Genomic DNA, 17615 nt, shown 5'->3' with positions numbered 1-17615 from the left:
TGCCGAATAAGTTGTAAGCGCGAAGGAGCATTGCATGAGTACTTTTGATGATCGTAAAAATGCATTTGAGAATAAATTTGCACATGATCAGGACACTAAATTTAAAATTGAAGCACGCCGTAACAAATTGCTGGGCCACTGGGCAGCAGAGCTTATGGGTAAAGATGGCGATGCCTATGCAAAGGAAGTGATCGCGTCTGATTTTGAAGAAGCTGGGGATGAAGATGTTTTTCGTAAAATCCGAGCTGATATCGATGCCTCCAGCGCCGAAGTTAGCGATGAAGATATTCGCGATAAAATGATCTGGCTTTTGGATGTTGCCGCTGAGCAGATCACAAACGATTAGGTTAAAATCAAAATTCAGAACCCACCGTATGTATTAAATTGCATGCGGTGGTTTTTTTGTATCTAGTAGCAGGTAACAAAATAGGCAGGGTGCAGCTTAATGAGCTTTGAATTTCTAATTACATCATTGGTTGTTGTTTTATTGCCAGGGACTGGTGTCCTTTATACAATGACCATAGGCTTAGCACGTGGATTTCGTGCCAGCGTCGCCGCGGCGTTTGGCTGCACGTTGGGCATATTGCCTGCCGCAATTGCCAGCATCATCGGTCTCGCTGCAATTTTTCACACCAGCGCGGTTGCATTTCAAGTGATCAAATATTTGGGCGCTGCATATTTGCTCTATATGGCGTGGAGTATTTTGCGCGAGGGAGGGGCGATGGATATAAATTCCGATGAGAAGCCACGTTCACATTTCAAAACAGCTATGCACGGTGCCATGATTAACGCACTGAACCCAAAGCTCTCGTTATTTTTCTTGGCATTTTTACCTCAGTTTATTGATGCAGGAAGTGCAACAGCCACTGAAGCTATGATGCAACTTGCTCTGGTCTTTATGCTTATGACATTTACAGTCTTTGTACTTTATGGCGCGTTTTCAGCCTATATGCGAGATTTTGTTATTTCCAAACCACGTGTCATGAAGTGGTTGAAAGCATCTTTTGCAGCAACATTTGGCTATTTGAGTGTAAAACTTGCTCTTTCGGATCGCTAGTAATTAAAAAACCATGCGTTTATGTCACATTGCATAAATATGATTGTTGGCCCAACTATGCTTAACGATTTGTAGATAATTAGGTGTAAGCGATGAAGTTGTCTTATTCTCTGGTAAGTATTCTTGCCGCAGGGCTGTGTTTCATTCTTTTTCTAAGTTTATTACTTGTGCCAGATTTTATTTACTGGGTGTTTGGCATTATCGGAAATGATAATGCCGATCTTATGTCTAGGCGGGCTGGCATGCTGTTTTTAGGCCTTGCGTTTATAACCTTTCAATCTCGCAATACCGCTGCTTCGAACCTACGGAAAACACTTTGTCTTGGCTTGGCCATTATGATGGCTGGCTTAGCAATGATGGGCATATTTGAGTATATTCGTGGCGCTGTCGGGTTGGGTATTTGGTTGGCAATCTTGACTGAAATAGCGTTTTCTTTCGGATATTTTATGCTCTCGAAATCTGATCACTAGTTGGGTTTGAGCGACAGATAAAAGTAATCATAGTACGGTTCAAGCTATCGTAAGCGCCGCGCCACCATGCCGATATGTGATGTATCGCTAGATTTTTCACGCGTGACGACAACATAATCGGTCTGTTTATAAGAACTACCCGCTCGGCTCTTGGTATCTTCCAACAGATAGAAATCAGATGAATGTGAGATGGGCTTACTTTGGCGGTAAACGGTCGCATTCATATGCGCATCTTCGGCTTGCGCAAATGGGCGCGTGGCTTGAGGCAAAGTATCTGTGGTGCCAAAGCCACGTGCATTTGACCGGAAAAGGGGCGGTTGTCGCTTTGGCGCAGTTGCACCCAAAATCTCCACGAAACTTCTACGTTCTTTACGCATACATATTACACTTTACACATACTCAATACTGACATGGAACGTATCGGGTAAAAGTAAAAAAAGAGCTATGATATGGTTATCAAAGCGTTACTGCATGCGTTTTTTGAAAAGAATTTGCGTGCGATTAACTCGTTAAAGACCTTGCATAAACTTCGCAAAGGTTAGAGAGCCTTCCGGCCAAGGCCCGTGACCTGCTGCATCGTCAATATGTCCGCGCTCACCGGCATCAATAAACATAGAGCCCCAGGCACCTGCAATATCCTCTGCCGCTTCAAAACTGGAAAAACTATCGTTCCGGCTTGCTATTACGATGGAAGGAAAGGGTAGCGGATCACGCGGGTATGGTCCAAATGTCATCAGGTGTTTAGGTCGTATCTTCGGGTTTGCCACGTCGGGCGGGGCTACGAGTAGGGCACCAACAACCTGCTTTTCAAATTGTGGTATGGCTTGGATAGCAACTGCTACACCTAAAGAGTGAGCAACAATGACGACGGGGCGGGTGGATTTATTAACCTCTTCGGCCATACGAGCCGTCCAGTCTTCAACAACGGGCTTTGACCATTCATCCTGTTCTACGCGCCGCGCAGTTTTAATGCGTTCTTCCCACCGACTTTGCCAATGGTCGGGGCCAGAGTTTTTATACCCCGGTACAATTAAGATATCTGCCTCAGCTGCTTTCATTAAATATACTCTTGCGCGAATTTAAAAATTTATTACACTTTGAAGGTGAATAAAGTAATCGTCACCGTTATTGTTCTTCTATCCTCATCACTAGGATTTGCGCAAGAGTATTCCTGCGGACAACGAAAAACATGTGGCAGAATGCAAAGTTGCACAGAGGCCTATTTTCATCTCAAACAATGTGGCGATGTTGCACGCGATAGAGATAGAGACGGCATTCCGTGCGAAAAACTTTGCGGGAAGACGCTCCAAAGAATGAAGCGACTTCTAGACGCAGGGCTCTAACTTTTAGCTTTCGCCGAATACACGAGTGAAGATCGTATCAACATGCTTGGTATGATAACCAAGGTCAAATTTCTCGCGAATTGTTTCTTCATCCAGTGCAGCTGTTACTTCTTCATCGGCCAGCAACTCTGTGAGGAAGTCTTTTCCTTCTTCCCAAACCTTCATCGCGTTGCGTTGAACAAGGCGATAAGAATCTTCGCGAGATTGACCGGCCTGTGTCAAAGCCAAAAGAACGCGCTGCGAATGCACAAGACCGCGGAATTTGTTCATGTTAGCCACCATATTGTCAGGGTAGACAAGTAGTTTTTCCATAACACCAGCAAGGCGGTTTAGCGCAAAATCGAGCGTAACGGTGGCATCAGGGCCAATCATGCGCTCGACAGACGAGTGGGAAATATCGCGCTCATGCCATAGGGCAACATTTTCCATCGCGGGCTGGGCGTAGGAACGAACCATACGTGCAAGACCCGTCAGGTTTTCGGTCAAAACCGGGTTGCGTTTATGCGGCATCGCTGACGAGCCTTTTTGACCCGGTGAGAAAAACTCTTCTGCTTCCAGAACTTCAGTGCGTTGCAAATGGCGAATTTCGGTCGAAAGGCGTTCAATAGATGACGCGATCACACCCAGTGTCGCAAAATACATGGCATGACGATCACGCGGGATAACTTGTGTTGAAACCGGTTCAGAGGCAAGTCCCAGAGACTTGGCGACATGTTCTTCAACACTTGGGTCAATATTTGCAAATGTCCCAACTGCACCGGAAATTGCACAAGTGGCGATATCTTCACGCGCAGCTTCAAGGCGTTTCTTGTTGCGCTCAAATTCAGCATAGGCTTGAGCAAGCTTGACGCCAAATGTAGTAGGCTCAGCATGAATACCATGACTACGGCCAATGGTGATTGTGTCTTTATGTTCAAACGCGCGTTTTTTCAGCGCTGCAAGCAAGCGATCCATATCAGCAAGAAGAAGATCAGTGGCTTTGACAAGCTGAACATTAAAGCACGTATCCAAAACATCAGATGATGTCATGCCTTGGTGCACGAAGCGCGCATCATCACCCACAATTTCTGCCAGATGCGTTAGAAACGCAATCACATCATGCTTGGTGACCGCTTCAATTTCATCAATACGTGCGACATCGAATTCAACTTCGCCAGCTTTTGCCCAAATGGTCTCTGCTGCGGATTTCGGGATGACACCCAAGTCCGCAAGCGCATCACATGCATGAGCCTCAATTTCAAACCAAATGCGGAATTTACTTTGTGGCGACCAGATATCAGTCATTTCCTTGCGGGAATAGCGCTCGATCATACGATGTTTCTCATGTTTGGAACTTTAATATGTAAATATATCGCCTCGTTTAGCTGCTCAGACTGCGCAAATCAATCACTCGCACCTCCAAAATCCGCCTTTCTACATTTTTATTGAAGAAAGATAATCTAAATTACATTTTATTTTGTTATGCTCTGGAAAGGCCATATTTCGGAATTTGCTTATGTTATTCAAGACGATAATTCATGCTGATTATTAACTTTGTAGAGAAAGTGTGTTTGGGAAGCAATTGTGGGTTGTTTAATCGTGAGCGCAAGCCGTGAGAGAGAACTTGTAATTAACGCTTTGTTTTTTAATTAATGAGACTTTTATCAATGGGATCTCTTCACCGTGATTAGCATGATGCGCACCTAAGAACGTTATTGTTCATGATTTCATATAAAAAATGTCGTTGGGGAGAACACGTCATGAAAATCTCGCGCAAGTTACCCATTGCTGCTGCAATCTTAACTATCGTAACCGTTGGCGCCGCTAGCATGGCTGGCCTGGTTGTTAGTTCAAATATAATACAAGAAAAATCGTCTGAAACTCTCCAGGCTGTTGCTGATGGTCGGCGGAATCAGGTTGAGACCTATTTAAAATCCATAGAAAATGACCTCATTAATACCGCGCAAGATGAGAAAGCTTCAGCTTCTATCGGTGCACTAAGTTTTGGCTGGAATTTCCTTCCTGGAGATAACAAGGTGGCAGAACTTCAAAAGCGTTATATAAAGGACAACCCGAATCCAACCGGAGAAAAACACAAGCTCGATACGGCCGGAATCGATGGTTATGATGCTTCACACAAACAAACACATCCATATTATCGTGAGCTGCTTGAGAAGAGGGGATATTACGATATTTTTCTCATCAATAATGAAGGTGACGTAATTTATTCAGTTTTTAAAGAAGCTGATTTTGCGACCAATCTGAACACTGGTGAATGGAAAGATTCAGGTCTGGCAAATGTTTATAAGAAAGTAATTGAAAACAATTCCGCTACAGATATTGTTGTTGATGATTACAATCCTTATGCCCCATCCTATGGTGCTTCAGCAGCCTTTATCGGTAAGTCAATCGTAAAAGGTGATCAATTGGTGGGTGTCTTGGTGTTTCAAATGCCAAATGACATTATTGGTCAGATTATGCGCAATGTGACCGGTTTGGGCGAGACGGGCGAAACGCTTCTGTTAAAATCGGATGGTACATTGATTTCTGACTCTCAGAAGACAGAAGAGAACGAATCCCTGAAAGTTAAACTTCCACTTTCAAAACGAATTTTGGAAGAAAGTTTTGCTAATCAACCGGTAGGTCAAATTCCGGAGTTCCGAGGTGAAGTCTACCAGGTTTCTGCAGCCAGAGTTGATTTTTTGCAGCAAAACTGGATTGTTGCCGCTCTTATTCAAGAAGATGAAATGTTACAGGGCATTACAGATCTACGTAATCTTATCGCTGTTATGGCACTTGTCCTATTGGGTGCAGCGCTTGTGGCCGCGTTTATGTTCTCCCGCTCAATTACTAAACCTATTGCAAACGTGATTGACAATATGAAGGAGCTTGTGAGCGGGAATACAAGCATCGAACTAGACGGCGCTAATCGCAATGACGAAATTGGTGAGATGTTTGAAGCTGTATCGGTTTTTCGTGATGCTGCCATTGAAAAGGAACGTTTAGAAGAAGAGGGCGAAGAAAATCGTGCTATGACTGAACAGCAGCGCAAGCAAAGCGAGGAAGCTAAAGCGCAAGATGCTGCGAAGATCCAACAAGCCGTTGAAGCGTTGGCAGGTGGTCTGACACGCCTTTCAGAAGGTGATCTGACCGTAACGCTTAATACCCCATTTGATGGTGATCTTGATCGCTTGCGGACTGATTTTAATGCCTCTGTTGGCAAATTGAGTGCAACGCTTGGTCAAATTAGCAATGTGACAACTGGCCTTCGTGATAATTCTACCGAGATCAGTAAAGCGACAAATGATCTATCTCAGCGTACGGAAACACAAGCCGCATCATTGGAAGAAACATCTGCCGCTCTTGATGAGATCACAGCGACCGTTAAAGAGACATCAGAACGTGCAAACGAGGCTGCAACCAAAGCCAAGGATGCACGCGGCGATACTGAAAAATCCAGTGCTGTTGTCTCTGATGCCGTTACGGCAATGGAAGGCATTGAAAAAGCATCTGGTGATATTTCAAATATCATCAATGTGATTGATGAAATTGCTTTCCAGACAAACTTACTTGCATTGAATGCGGGTGTAGAGGCTGCCCGTGCGGGTGAGGCGGGTAAAGGCTTTGCAGTTGTTGCTCAGGAAGTGCGCGAACTTGCTCAGCGTTCGGCCAATGCTGCTAAAGAGATCAAAGAGCTTATTACCAAATCTGGTGATGAAGTGGCAAATGGTGTGCAGCTGGTTCAACAAACGGGCGAAGCACTTGCCAAGATTTCTGAACATGTCACTGAGATTGACGCACAGATTGAAACCATTTCACAAGGTGCAGCAGAGCAGCTTTCGGGCATTCAGGAAGTTAACAGTGCTGTGAATTCCATGGATCAGGTTACACAGCAAAATGCGGCGATGGTTGAGGAAAATACGGCGGTTACGCAGGAGATGGCTGGAGATGTTCAAAATCTGGCTGGCCTTGTCGGAACCTTTACATTGGGCGAAAAGTCTGGATCATTTGCCACAACGAAATCTGCTGTTTCTGGTTCGGTGACACAAAGTGCTGCGTCTGTAAAATCAGCCCCTGTAAATTCAGCTCCTGCGAGATCAACCCCTGCCAATAGTTCAGCCCCACAGGCCGCCTCTGCATCCCATGCGCCAAAACAATCACCAGCAAAATCAATGGTGAGCAAAGTGGCCGCAGCGTTTTCTGCAAAAACCGCTCCCGCAGATGATGCAGACGACTGGGATGAGTTCTAGGCCTCAGCTAATCTCATAATTGAAAACAATATCATCGGCGCCACAATCAAATGTGGCGCCTTTTTTATGGGTTCTGCAAGTGAATGGGTTTTGCTTTGAGGTATGATGTGATCGTGAGAAAAATCAAACCTAACGGGAGGTAAAGTAACAGGCCGAGAACAGCAAACTGATAAAGTGCCCCAATATTTGTGAAAAAGAATTGCCAAACCCATGTGCGACTTAAGATTGGAGCGTGCCATTGGCTATAAAAAGACCAATAGCTGAGGCAATAAAAAAGCGCATTGCAGCCAATTGTCATGATGATGAGGAACAAGAAGTAACCTGCAAAACGAGTTTCAAATCTCGTTGTATTTACAAATAGTCTGACCGCCAGCATTGCCAGCATATAACCGACAATGCTTGTCGTGAAAAACATCAAGAGAATTATGGTCAAGTGGCTCGTCAGTAAATCATTCGAGAACCAAAGTGAGACTGTAGCAGACATTGCCATAGCAATGCCCCATAAGATGCTTTGTAGGAGTAAGGCGATCACTTAAATCCGATCCAACTTGGTAGAATATCATCGGGTTTTGCATCGGCTGCATATACACCTCGTGCTATGGCGCGCGCCATTGTACTTGTTGCTGCGGCACACAGATCGATAAATTCATCTGGATTTGGTTTCCTGCCAGATGTTCCTGTTGCAAGGGTGAAAACAAGATCTCCATCATAAATATTATGACTTGGCCAAATAGCACGAGCAAAACCATCATGGGCAGAAATTGCTAGTCGTTTTGCCTGTGCTTTTGTTAAGATCGCGTCGGTGGCAATAACAGCAATTGTTGTGTTGGCGCCACCGCGTTGCGTTTCTCGAAACTTTATCTGCAAGTCAGTTGTATTGTCCGGTATTGGTTGAGGATAGCCCAATCCACCAAATTCATGGTCGATCTCAAATGGAGCGGCCCAAAAATGTCTCGTATCTCCAATTGTCACTGCACCCATAGGATTGACCGCTGATAGTGCGCCTATTGTTAGTCCGCTTTCTGTGACAGATGAGGTGGAGCCAAGGCCACCACGCATGTTTGCTGTGAGTGCTCCCAACCCTGCACCGACGGACCCAATATCAAAATCGATATATGCATTTTCTGCTGCATTAAATCCAAGTTCGCGATAGGGTGGGTATGTGCCCCAGTCTTTATCGCCACCATTTATCAGGTCAAAAAGAATTGCGCTCGGCACGATGGGGATTTTATGCTCGCCGACCTCAAAGCCAATGGATTTTTCACGCAAATAAGCTTGTACACCACTAGCCGCATCTAAACCAAAAGCCGACCCGCCGGATAATGTGATCGCATGAACGGTTTCCACGGTGTTATGTGGTTCTAAAAGGTCCGTTTCACGAGTGCCAGGCGCGCCACCTAATACCTGCACGGCTGCAACGGCTGGTTCATCACATAAGATGACGGTTGTACCAGATTTCAACTTGTTATCGCCAGCATTGCCAACACGCAGTCCACCGACATCGGTAATGAGGTTTTTTACACCTGCTTTAAATGTCATTAATTGCTAACCTCTTCGACAAAACGCCCGTCCTGCCATATCATAGCATTGAAAACGCTTTCCTGGCGTTCGCCAAATTGATTGAAGGTCACGGGTCCAATGATTGTTTTAAATTCGGTGGATTTGAGGCTTTCAGATAGATCATCATCGTTTACCTGTGCAAGCTGGTTCATAATTTCTGCGGTGGCATAACCAAGGATGGGGAAGCGGTCTGGAAAAATACCAGCTGAATCGAACGCTGCGCGCGCGGCAATGGCATTGTCGCCAGACATTTTGATGTCTGGCAATATAGCAATTGTACCATTTGGTAATTTAAGACCTTCATCGGCAGCACGCAAAGCATCTCCGCCTGCAAACGTAAATTCAAGGCCTATGGATGCAGCATCACGAGCCATGATGGACGTATCAAGACGTGAGCCACCAACAAAGACGTGTGTGATTTTGGATTGGCCCAAACGTCGGACAAGGCCAAATTGCTTTTCTTGACCTGGGCGAAAATTATCCAGCACAATGGGCTGAAAGCCGCCATCATCGAGTTGCAAGCGAATAGCATCTGCGAGTTCACGATTGCTAATCGTGCCATCCTCAATCAGCGCGACAGATTTATCACCCCAATTATCGATAATGTAGCGGGATGCAAATTTGGCTTGATCACTGGCACGCGGTGCAAGGCTAAATAATGGTAAATCAAGGCGAGCAGCTTCATCGCGCACAATGTCAGAGCGAATATTGATATTGATCACGGGGACATTAATTTGTTGTAAAACGGGTAGGGCGGCCGATAGGCTTTCAACACAAAAGAACCCAACAACAACGTCAACTCGCGCCTCCTCCAGTGAATAGGCAATATCTGCGCCTGCTTCCGGCTCACAAATCTCGGCTTCTTCGACGAATTCAAATGTCGGCGGATTATCAATGAACTGTTGCTCATGTATATAAAACCCAGCACGTAACTGAGTGCCCAGAAGTGACAGGGTACCATCATCAGGTGCAACAATGCCAACGCGTAGCAGCTTTTGCTCCTGAGCCATACTGGGCAGGCTAAAGCAAATAACAGCCAGAATCACCTGAAAAATATAGGCCACATTTTTATTCATAGGCCTTTTATATAAGTGTTTTAAATGAAATGCATCTGCAAATTATGGCAAATTGCAGATGCACGTTATTTAAATCAGGATGATTGTAATTCAGCCTTGCCGTTCACCGTGTTTATCGCTGTTTCGTTTGCGATGAATATAAGTTTGCAAGTAGTGATAGCGTTTACATGCAAATGGCAAAAGCGCCCATTAGAGTAGGGAATTTTTATTGTGGTTGCCAATCAGACAAAGACGTCTGGCTGGGGCATATCTCTAAGATTAAAATCTTCCTCGTCAATCAAGCTCGCATCCACATTCTCTAGGAATAACTGAGTGTTATCATACGTGATCAGCGTCGAATTACCGTCTGTTGTGGATGCAATCGTAACTTTGCTTGAAAAGTTATCCTTGTTCACACCCAATCCAAATGAGATCCTGTCCGTTCCGTTCTCAAAATCTTGCCAGAAGATTTTCCCGTCTTCCGGCCCGATAGTTAGTGTATCGATACCAGCGCCACCATTGATGACATCAATGCCAGAACCGGCAGTAAATGTGTCATCGCCATCTTCACCGAACAGCACATCATTTCCTGTGCCGCCAGCCAGTGAATCATTACCAGCGCCTGCAAATATCGTGTCGTTTTCAGTGTTTCCGAAGAGACTGTCATCACCTTCTCCACCAAAGATATTATCATCACCGCTATTGCCATAGATCGTATCATTGCCTAGCCCGCCGAAGACCGTGTCGGCACCGGTCTCACCGAAGATGTTGTCGTTGCCGTCTCCGCCATCAATAGTATCAACGCCAAAGCCTCCGAAAATGGTATCATTTCCTTCTTGGCCCAGGATACTATCATCACCATCGTCGCCACGAATTTCATCATCGCCAAGGCCGCCCAGCAAGATGTCATTTCCGTCACCGCCACTAATAACGTCGTTCTCGGTGCCGCCATCAATAAAATCATCGCCGGTACCACCAAGTATTACATCAGCACCAGTTTCGCCGAAGAGGCTATCATCATCTGCGCCACCTTCAATATAATCAGCACCTAGGCCACCAAATGCCACATCATTCCCTTCGCCGCCAAAGATACCGTCTACACCACTTGTCCCATCAGCATCGCCAACAAGGAAGTCATTGCCAAGGCCACCAAACAAAGCATCATCGCCCGCACCGCCAAATAGTGTGTCATCGCCAAATTCGCCAAATAATTGGTCGTTTCCATCACCAGCGTCTAGGCTGTCATTGCCATCCCCACCAATTAATACATCATTGCCTGCAAGGCCAATAATCGCATCATCGCCACCAAGACCAATAAGTACATTGTCACCAGCATCACCTGTGAGTGCGTCAGGACCATCTGTGCCAAACACTGGACCTGTTGGTGCAGGTGGTGGCGTATCGATTAAATCAAGTTGATTTGCAGCTATACCTTCAACAATAATTCGTGTGCCAATTTCTCCACTAGGTAGTCCGTTTGTGTCTAGTTTTTGTGCACGAATTTCGGCTGAACCATCTACGTCTATTACTTGCCATTTCCAGCCATCATTGGGGGAGAGTGGAGGTAAAGTGATGCTGTCGTTATTGATATCAAAGTCTTTAATGAATTGCACCGCGACGTTGTCTATTTCTGTTATAGCTCTTGGCGATGCATTTACAGGATCGAAATTGATAATGATGGAATCCTTACCTTCACCTGTAGTGACATTGACTACTTTCTGTCTGGGAAGGTTAGTTGCCAATTCTATTGTGTCTGATCCCGCGCCGCTGTCTATATTTATACTTCCAAACTCTATTTCCCTATAGTTTGGTACAGCACTTATTTTGACGGTATCGTTGCCATCACCGGTTTTAACTGAGCTGCTATTCTCTGCATAACCACCACCAACATATCCACTTCTCCCATCAAGAATGATCTCAACGTTGTCATCTCCGTTAAACAATGTATCGCCAATTGTACCTGCAAGTAACTCAGCTGCATCTAAAGAGACTTCGGTTATTTCATAACTACCATTAAAAAATGAACCCGCACCGCCTCCGTCGTAGAACGAATTTTTAACACTTGTAATTGTACCACCAATTGGTCGGTTTTGATCGTCAAATATCAGGTTTTCACCTGTGCCTTCTATTGTCGATCCACCTCGAGGTGCACCTATTACATAAGAAAAAGAAGTCGGTGATGTTGAAATAGTTAGGCCTGCGGAACCACCAGCATATGGTGACGTTCCCAACGGACCTCCTGGCAGCGTTGATAATGCATTGATGGTATCTGCATCTACATTACGTCCATTGATTAACAATTTGACCAACTTATTATCCTCACTTTAATATAAATGAACCAATGTCAGTCAGAATGGTTGGTAATCCTGAGACATTCGTAGTTAACGTATTATGAACACCAATAGACTACCGATATGGGTTTGCAATCAAGTGCTAAATCAATGGTTAATAGTATGATTTTATTAAATTTTTATCGATTTAGTCCATGCGGCAATTGGCCGAGTTAACATTCAAGGAATATGGCTTAAGTATAAAATATAGGAGAAATTTATGTCCAAGCCGCGTGTGTCTTATGTTGATTTACCAGTTCCAAGCCGTTTGAATGAGTATGTTGGCGAGGGGGATTTTATTGATTGTGTATTTGCGCCTTCTGTTGGTGCTCATATGTCCGCAGAGCAGTTAGCAAAACAAGCTTTCGGGCAAATGCCATCATGGATTACGCGGCTTATGCAGTTGCGCAATGCAATCGTCGGCCTCTTTGGTCTCAAAACAGGTGATGTTGGCGTGTCGCCGGATCAAATGCCAGACAGTTTGAAAATTGACGATAAGATCGGTGTATTCCGAGTTTGCTATATTTCAGAAGATGAAGTCATTCTGGGAGATAATGATAAACACCTGGATTTCAGAACATCGATTTTGAAATCCGACAATGGCTGTATTTTATCGACTTGGGTGCGGACACATAATGTTTTCGGCAAAGCTTACCTTGCGATCATTATGCCTTTTCACAGGCTTATTACGCAGCATACCGCCAAGCGACTTATGGTCGAATAATGCGTGGATTCAAACCTTAGTACGAAAATTGCTCGGCTAAAATTCGATCATTCCAGGAATGGCTGGAATCGGTAAGAATTTGCACCGTGTGATCAACTGATTGGCAAACTTTCACTTGCGTGACCGATTTAACTTCCAGATGATCGGCAACAGCATTTACCGGACGTTTGTATGGTTCCAAAATCTCAAGTGTCACTTCAGCACTATCCGGCAAAAGTGCACCGCGCCAGCGGCGAGGGCGGAATGCACTTACAGGGGTCAGCGCAAGTAGTTTGGCATCGAGCGGCAGGATGGGGCCATGCGCTGATAGATTATAGGCCGTTGAGCCCGCAGGTGTTGCAACCATCAAACCATCGCAGATGAGGCTTTCCAGCCTCGTTTTGCCATCCACATCGACTTTAATCTTTGCAGCTTGGTAAGATTGACGAAAAAGCGATACTTCATTGATAGCACGTGCAGTAAACGAATCGCCATTAGCATTGGTAGCCTGCATGATAAGTGGACGAATCGTGTTGGCCACGGCCGCCTCAATTCTGTCAGGTAGGCTTTTGTCATCGTAATCATTCATCAAAAAGCCAATGGTTCCACGATTCATACCATAGACAAGCCGTCCGGTATTTATTTGGTCATGCAGCGTTTGCAGCATAAAACCGTCGCCACCAAGCGCAACAATAACATCTGCATCCTCAACAGTTGCATTACCATATAGCGCAGAAAGGTGTTTGATTGCCTCCTGCGCGTGATTTGCCGATGAAGCAAGAAATGCTATTTTCAATGAATACTCCTGATCTCCAACGGAGAATCTTAAGATTTAGAAGCACCAAAATTGCGCGATATAGCTCGCTGGTCAAGTTTTTCGACAGTTGTTTGAAAAAAAACTGAAATTTTACTTTACATGCGCGATCAATATGTTAATTCCCACATCGTTGCCCCTATAGCTCAGTTGGTAGAGCAACTGATTTGTAATCAGTAGGTCCGCGGTTCGAGTCCGTGTGGGGGCACCATTCAACTATTTGAATTGTTTGGTCTAATGAATTTGCAAGTCTTTTCTGCGGATAGGTTAGCCATTTAGCTACAATAGGGTTAGCCATTTTCTGTTTTGTTTCCGTTCTCATTTTCGATTCTCTTCAAATCTAGTAATAGCATCCTTAGATCGTTTCCGTTGATCTGCCGCTCTTGTGTATTTACCGACCATAGCCGTTGTTTTATGGCCCGTTACTGACATAATTTCACGGTCATTTGCGCCACTATCTGCAAGATCCGTAGCGCCTCGTTTGCGCAATCCGTGAACAACGCAATCCTTTGATAAACCAGCTTCTTTGATAGCTGCGGCCATGATTTTTGAGGCGCGATCTTCTTTTAATAGTCTACCACGTTCGGTAATAAAAAACGCTATCTGATCGCTTGGTAAATGGTTTAATCCAGTTAAAATTTCATCGTGAATGAAGATCCACATTTCTTCGCCGGTCTTGTTTTTGCCGCGCCCCTTTTCCTGAATTACGCGAATGAAACCATCCCTGATATCGTGGCGGCTCATTCTCACTACATCGCCAATTCTTTGTGATGTGTAACGCGCTACTGTATAAATCCACCTTTGCAGCGTTCCAACAGGCCAATAAGCCTCGAACCGTTCGCATTCCTCAATTGACCAGCTACGCCATTCGCCTATCTCGTACATTGTGATAGATGAGGCTGGGTTTTGTGATATTAATTGCAGCGGTTTTATGCAGTAAGCTAAAAACGTTCTGAAATACCGCATGGTCGCATTTGCCATTGCTGGCGTTGCTTCCATTTTTACTTGCATTGCTTCGACCATTGAATCAGTAAGTTTGGACACTTCGGCTTTTTTGTTTTTTGCAAGTAGCCTATTCAATGCATTCTTATATTCATTCTGAGTTTTGGGCTTGAGGTTTTTAAACTTTGGTGAATTGTAATATCGCTCAAGAGCAAAACCTATTGTCCCGTTTTTATATACCTCTTTCTCAGGAACCCCATCTTTGATGTTTTGAGCTTTGGTTATCGCATCTGCAAGAGATTGCGGAAAATCTTTGTGCGCCGGATCTGGCAATTGAACCGTAACACCATATTTACGGTATCGCGTTCTTAGCTTTCCGTGCCTGTCCTCGTATTGTGTGACGTTTGGAATATCACATTTCATATGTTCCAATTGCCATCCCCTTTACCAGTTAGTGCGTCAAAGGCGGCTATTAGTTCCCGACCATCCCAAATCACGCACCCGTCAACTTGTGAGGGTTCCGGCATCCTTTTATCCTTAACAAGCTGCATGAATTTCGAAGGGCTAACCCCAACGAATTTCGCTGCATCTGGCTTACGATAGCCAATCTGTTGAAGGATAAAAGGATCGCTCATTTACTTTGTTTCTTCTCTCTCTTTGTTAACAGCTTATCCACAGGAGGTGAATTGAACTGGGCCACACGATTCCATAGCGGCTTCAAAAGTGATTTCGCCACCATGTTGGCCAGAGTATTCAAGCGCTGTAATTTGAAATTTTCCGCATAAATTCCCAAAATCAGGAACAGTAAATTGCCATTCCTTGATATCACTGGAAAAGAACATTCCCCGCACCAGATCATCGCTCTGAGCGTCCTTAAAGATTCCAGAACCAGAGATGCCAACACGCTCCAGGTCTGAATTAGCTAATAACTCGCCCCATTTATCCAAGGTTTCGGCATTGGCAAGATCAAGCTTATCATGGTTAAAAGTCAGTCTTTTAGCTCTCAACCCTGCGACAGTTACAAAATCGCCTTCTTGATCTACTTTAACTAAAAGATCTTTTCCTTTTTGCATGGTCATTCACTTCTCCAATGCTTCTAGTATTAGTTTTCCATAGTGGGACTGGGCGGCAACACGTGCGCCATGCCAGCTATCAAATTTGTCCATAAGCCAATCAATGCCGCCAAAGCGGTTGAACATAACTCGATACTTTTCGGAGTTAGGCCATTTTTTAATATTGTAAATGATGTTGCAGCCTTCCGCTTTACTGTCTACAAATTCCAAAGCCTTAACTTTAGGAGCTTCACGGGTTTTTAGGTTTGATAATATTACCCGTAGGTCGCTAGGCACCATTCTACGTAAGCAGTCATCACGGCGGGTAAACTCTACCCATTGCTCTAATGATTTAACTATGCCTTCTGGCGTTCTTAAAACTGGCAATCTAGGGCAGGGCTTTAACTCTGGTTGGTTAGTCATCGGCTGGCTCCGGCTAGGGCTTTTTGATCAAGCCGCTTAATACGTTCCAACTCTTCGCGGTCTAATTTCTCACCACGTTTTTTAATCGCCTCAAACCCTTTAGTGGTTATGCAAAAAATCACATCTGGAAAAAGTTCACTAGGTGGGAAGCTAACCGCCATTCCCTTAGCTTCTAAGGAGCGTCCAGTATCGATATCCTTGCCGCCAGCATGAAAGCCGTTTCTATAAGCGATTTTACCGCGTGTTAAACCAAGTGCGTGACGAGCAAATTGTGTTTCTTTTTCTGTGATCATCTTTCTACTACCTCACCATTCATTTTCTTTTTGAATTTAGACCATGGCTTCTTTTCTTTGACGCCTGTATGTTTCTTTCGAATGCGATTTACTTTTTTACGAACCGCCGCCTCTGTGCTTGTTTTCTTTTTATGTGGTACGGGTAAAACCGGTTGCAAATTCTTTTCTCGATTTTCGCCACCCATCCAAAGCGGGGTAATGTGGTCAAATTCGATCTTGTCCCCAGGTTTGAACTCAACGCCGGATAGCGCGCATTTGTTTTTATATTCATCGAGAACACGAAGCTTTACGCGATCCGGCACCTTTGAATCGTCTGTCTTACCTATCCATTCGGGGACCGCTCTCATTAGTTCACCCTCCGGTTAATCCCAGCCGGTACGCGGTACACTGGCTTTGTGCCGTTAAGCTCTGCTTGTAGTTCGTCATTGCGTATTTGCTCTTGAAGGTCTGTTAAGCTGCGAATTGTGAGGCTTCCAGATCGTCTTGCATCTTTGAGACGTTCGAGCTTTTCAATCTCTTTGCTGTATGGGGTCATGCTGCGTTTCTCCTATACTCTGACGTGTCGGTGAATTCATCAAAATCAACAGCAATTAAATCTGCACAAAACAATAAAACTTTCTGCTTTGATTCCTTGAAAATCTCATTGCCCATTTCCTTACGGCTTTGACTTTGTGCCGTGTATCTCGTGACAATCGAACCATCCGTAACAACGATTGAATATTTATCTACTGGCTGCAATGCGGCGGCTAATCTCATAGCCTCGCCAGCGGTCGGGCAGGGCATTTGATGTGCGTCGGCATAACCCTCTTTGATTAACGCGTATTTCCTCAAGTGTTCCGGTGAACGGGCAAACAGATCGTTTGCAAAGCTTTCAGGTAGGTTTTCCCATGCTTTCTTGATACAACCAAAATAATGATTGTGATCTTTATCGGTGCGCTCGGCATGTTCACGGATTTTATATGATTGCCCAACGACCAATTGCCTGTCAGCGGCTATTTGCCATCTTGGGCTAGATGGGACTAGACTTTCACCGTCCCATTGCATATCGATCATTGGGCCAAAATCAGACATTATGCGGCCTCATCACTTGGCAACATTCCCAAAGCTGCGAGATACGTATCAAGCACCGCCTCTTGTTCCATGCGCTCGTTTTGATCAAGCTTGCGAATGGCAACAACTTTGCGAATAACCTTTGTGTCATAACCCACCACTTTAGCTTCGCCGTACACCTCGCTTATATCGTCGGCGATAGTTTGCTTTTCTTCTGACAATCTTTCTATCCGCTCAATAAATGCTCGAAGTTGTCCGTTGTTTTGGTTTGGTGTGTCCATCTCATTATCCTTT

Annotated in this window: 22 protein-coding genes and 1 tRNA gene; 6 read left to right on the top strand and 17 right to left on the bottom strand. The window is 44.8% G+C overall.

Going from position 1 to position 17615, the window contains the following annotated elements:
• Positions 1-34: 34 nt before the first annotated feature.
• The 3 genes from G3W54_RS02725 to G3W54_RS02715 all read left to right on the top strand — a co-directional run bounded on the left by G3W54_RS02725 (position 35) and on the right by G3W54_RS02715 (position 1527).
• Positions 35-346 (top strand): DUF1476 domain-containing protein, encoded by a 312-nt coding sequence (locus G3W54_RS02725; protein WP_162651609.1) that lies wholly within the window; start codon positions 35-37, stop codon positions 344-346.
• Between the two features lie 99 nt (positions 347-445).
• Complete coding sequence (locus G3W54_RS02720) at positions 446-1057, top strand: LysE family translocator (protein WP_162651608.1); 612 nt, start codon at positions 446-448, stop codon at positions 1055-1057.
• 92 nt (positions 1058-1149) lie between these two features.
• Positions 1150-1527, top strand: a complete 378-nt coding sequence (locus G3W54_RS02715; protein WP_162651607.1) for a hypothetical protein — start codon at positions 1150-1152, stop codon at positions 1525-1527.
• Between the two features lie 44 nt (positions 1528-1571).
• Here the strand turns inward: G3W54_RS02715 and G3W54_RS02710 are convergent, their stop codons facing one another.
• The 3 genes from G3W54_RS02710 to purB form a co-directional block, all read right to left on the bottom strand.
• On the bottom strand, positions 1572-1904 hold the full coding sequence (locus tag G3W54_RS02710) for a hypothetical protein (protein WP_162651606.1): 333 nt from the start codon (positions 1902-1904) through the stop codon (positions 1572-1574).
• Between the two features lie 132 nt (positions 1905-2036).
• The gene (locus tag G3W54_RS02705; protein WP_162651605.1) at positions 2037-2585 is read right to left on the bottom strand and encodes an alpha/beta hydrolase; all 549 of its coding nucleotides are present in this window, start codon (positions 2583-2585) and stop codon (positions 2037-2039) included.
• 288 nt (positions 2586-2873) lie between these two features.
• Positions 2874-4181 carry an adenylosuccinate lyase gene (purB, locus tag G3W54_RS02695; protein ID WP_162651603.1) on the bottom strand — a complete coding sequence of 436 codons (1308 nt, stop codon included), beginning with the start codon at positions 4179-4181 and terminating at the stop codon, positions 2874-2876.
• Positions 4182-4609: 428 nt separating this feature from the next.
• Between purB and G3W54_RS02690 the strand changes: the two genes are divergently transcribed.
• Positions 4610-7099, top strand: coding sequence for a methyl-accepting chemotaxis protein (locus G3W54_RS02690; RefSeq protein ID WP_162651602.1), 2490 nt, complete (start codon positions 4610-4612; stop codon positions 7097-7099).
• Between the two features lie 64 nt (positions 7100-7163).
• Here the strand turns inward: G3W54_RS02690 and G3W54_RS02685 are convergent, their stop codons facing one another.
• The 4 genes from G3W54_RS02685 to G3W54_RS02670 form a co-directional block, all read right to left on the bottom strand.
• Positions 7164-7589 (bottom strand): hypothetical protein, encoded by a 426-nt coding sequence (locus G3W54_RS02685; protein ID WP_162651601.1) that lies wholly within the window; start codon positions 7587-7589, stop codon positions 7164-7166.
• A 38-nt stretch (positions 7590-7627) separates the two neighbouring features.
• Positions 7628-8638 (bottom strand): P1 family peptidase, encoded by a 1011-nt coding sequence (locus G3W54_RS02680; RefSeq protein ID WP_162651600.1) that lies wholly within the window; start codon positions 8636-8638, stop codon positions 7628-7630.
• On the bottom strand, positions 8638-9735 hold the full coding sequence (locus G3W54_RS02675) for an ABC transporter substrate-binding protein (protein ID WP_162651599.1): 1098 nt from the start codon (positions 9733-9735) through the stop codon (positions 8638-8640). The genes G3W54_RS02680 and G3W54_RS02675 overlap by 1 nt, the downstream gene beginning before the upstream one ends.
• Positions 9736-9956: 221 nt before the next feature.
• A complete protein-coding gene (locus tag G3W54_RS02670) occupies positions 9957-12023 on the bottom strand; it encodes a calcium-binding protein (RefSeq protein WP_162651598.1) in 2067 nt (688 codons plus the stop codon).
• 241 nt (positions 12024-12264) lie between these two features.
• Between G3W54_RS02670 and G3W54_RS02665 the strand changes: the two genes are divergently transcribed.
• The gene (locus G3W54_RS02665) at positions 12265-12768 is read left to right on the top strand and encodes a DUF2867 domain-containing protein (RefSeq protein WP_162651597.1); all 504 of its coding nucleotides are present in this window, start codon (positions 12265-12267) and stop codon (positions 12766-12768) included.
• Between the two features lie 16 nt (positions 12769-12784).
• On the opposite strand, the gene G3W54_RS02660 is transcribed toward G3W54_RS02665, so the two are convergent.
• Positions 12785-13579 carry an NAD kinase gene (locus tag G3W54_RS02660; RefSeq protein WP_162653527.1) on the bottom strand — a complete coding sequence of 265 codons (795 nt, stop codon included), beginning with the start codon at positions 13577-13579 and terminating at the stop codon, positions 12785-12787.
• A gap of 117 nt (positions 13580-13696) precedes the next feature.
• On the opposite strand from G3W54_RS02660, the gene G3W54_RS02655 reads away from it, so the two are divergent.
• Positions 13697-13772: transfer RNA gene (locus G3W54_RS02655), tRNA-Thr, on the top strand.
• A gap of 107 nt (positions 13773-13879) precedes the next feature.
• Here the strand turns inward: G3W54_RS02655 and G3W54_RS02650 are convergent.
• The 9 genes from G3W54_RS02650 to G3W54_RS02610 are packed head-to-tail and all read right to left on the bottom strand — an operon-like array spanning position 13880 to position 17602.
• On the bottom strand, positions 13880-14926 hold the full coding sequence (locus tag G3W54_RS02650; RefSeq protein WP_244627897.1) for a tyrosine-type recombinase/integrase: 1047 nt from the start codon (positions 14924-14926) through the stop codon (positions 13880-13882).
• Positions 14923-15138 carry an XRE family transcriptional regulator gene (locus G3W54_RS02645; RefSeq protein WP_162651595.1) on the bottom strand — a complete coding sequence of 72 codons (216 nt, stop codon included), beginning with the start codon at positions 15136-15138 and terminating at the stop codon, positions 14923-14925. The genes G3W54_RS02650 and G3W54_RS02645 overlap by 4 nt, the downstream gene beginning before the upstream one ends.
• Positions 15139-15171: 33 nt before the next feature.
• Positions 15172-15582 (bottom strand): phage major tail protein, TP901-1 family, encoded by a 411-nt coding sequence (locus tag G3W54_RS02640; RefSeq protein ID WP_162651594.1) that lies wholly within the window; start codon positions 15580-15582, stop codon positions 15172-15174.
• Complete coding sequence (locus G3W54_RS02635) at positions 15583-15978, bottom strand: hypothetical protein (protein ID WP_162651593.1); 396 nt, start codon at positions 15976-15978, stop codon at positions 15583-15585.
• Positions 15975-16271, bottom strand: a complete 297-nt coding sequence (locus G3W54_RS02630; RefSeq protein WP_162651592.1) for a hypothetical protein — start codon at positions 16269-16271, stop codon at positions 15975-15977. The genes G3W54_RS02635 and G3W54_RS02630 overlap by 4 nt, the downstream gene beginning before the upstream one ends.
• A complete protein-coding gene (locus tag G3W54_RS02625; protein ID WP_162651591.1) occupies positions 16268-16618 on the bottom strand; it encodes an HNH endonuclease in 351 nt (116 codons plus the stop codon). Before G3W54_RS02625 ends, G3W54_RS02630 begins: the two co-directional genes overlap by 4 nt.
• Positions 16618-16806 (bottom strand): hypothetical protein, encoded by a 189-nt coding sequence (locus G3W54_RS02620; protein ID WP_162651590.1) that lies wholly within the window; start codon positions 16804-16806, stop codon positions 16618-16620. Before G3W54_RS02620 ends, G3W54_RS02625 begins: the two co-directional genes overlap by 1 nt.
• The gene (locus G3W54_RS02615; RefSeq protein WP_162651589.1) at positions 16803-17342 is read right to left on the bottom strand and encodes a hypothetical protein; all 540 of its coding nucleotides are present in this window, start codon (positions 17340-17342) and stop codon (positions 16803-16805) included. Before G3W54_RS02615 ends, G3W54_RS02620 begins: the two co-directional genes overlap by 4 nt.
• Entirely contained in the window at positions 17342-17602 is a 261-nt protein-coding gene (locus G3W54_RS02610; protein ID WP_162651588.1) for a DUF2312 domain-containing protein, read from the bottom strand. Before G3W54_RS02610 ends, G3W54_RS02615 begins: the two co-directional genes overlap by 1 nt.
• Between the last annotated feature and the right edge of the window lie 13 nt (positions 17603-17615).

Origin of the sequence: Lentilitoribacter sp. Alg239-R112 (assembly GCF_900537175.1) — a bacterium.
Classification (GTDB): domain Bacteria; phylum Pseudomonadota; class Alphaproteobacteria; order Rhizobiales; family Rhizobiaceae; genus Lentilitoribacter.
This window is presented reverse-complemented; position numbering and strand designations above follow the sequence as displayed.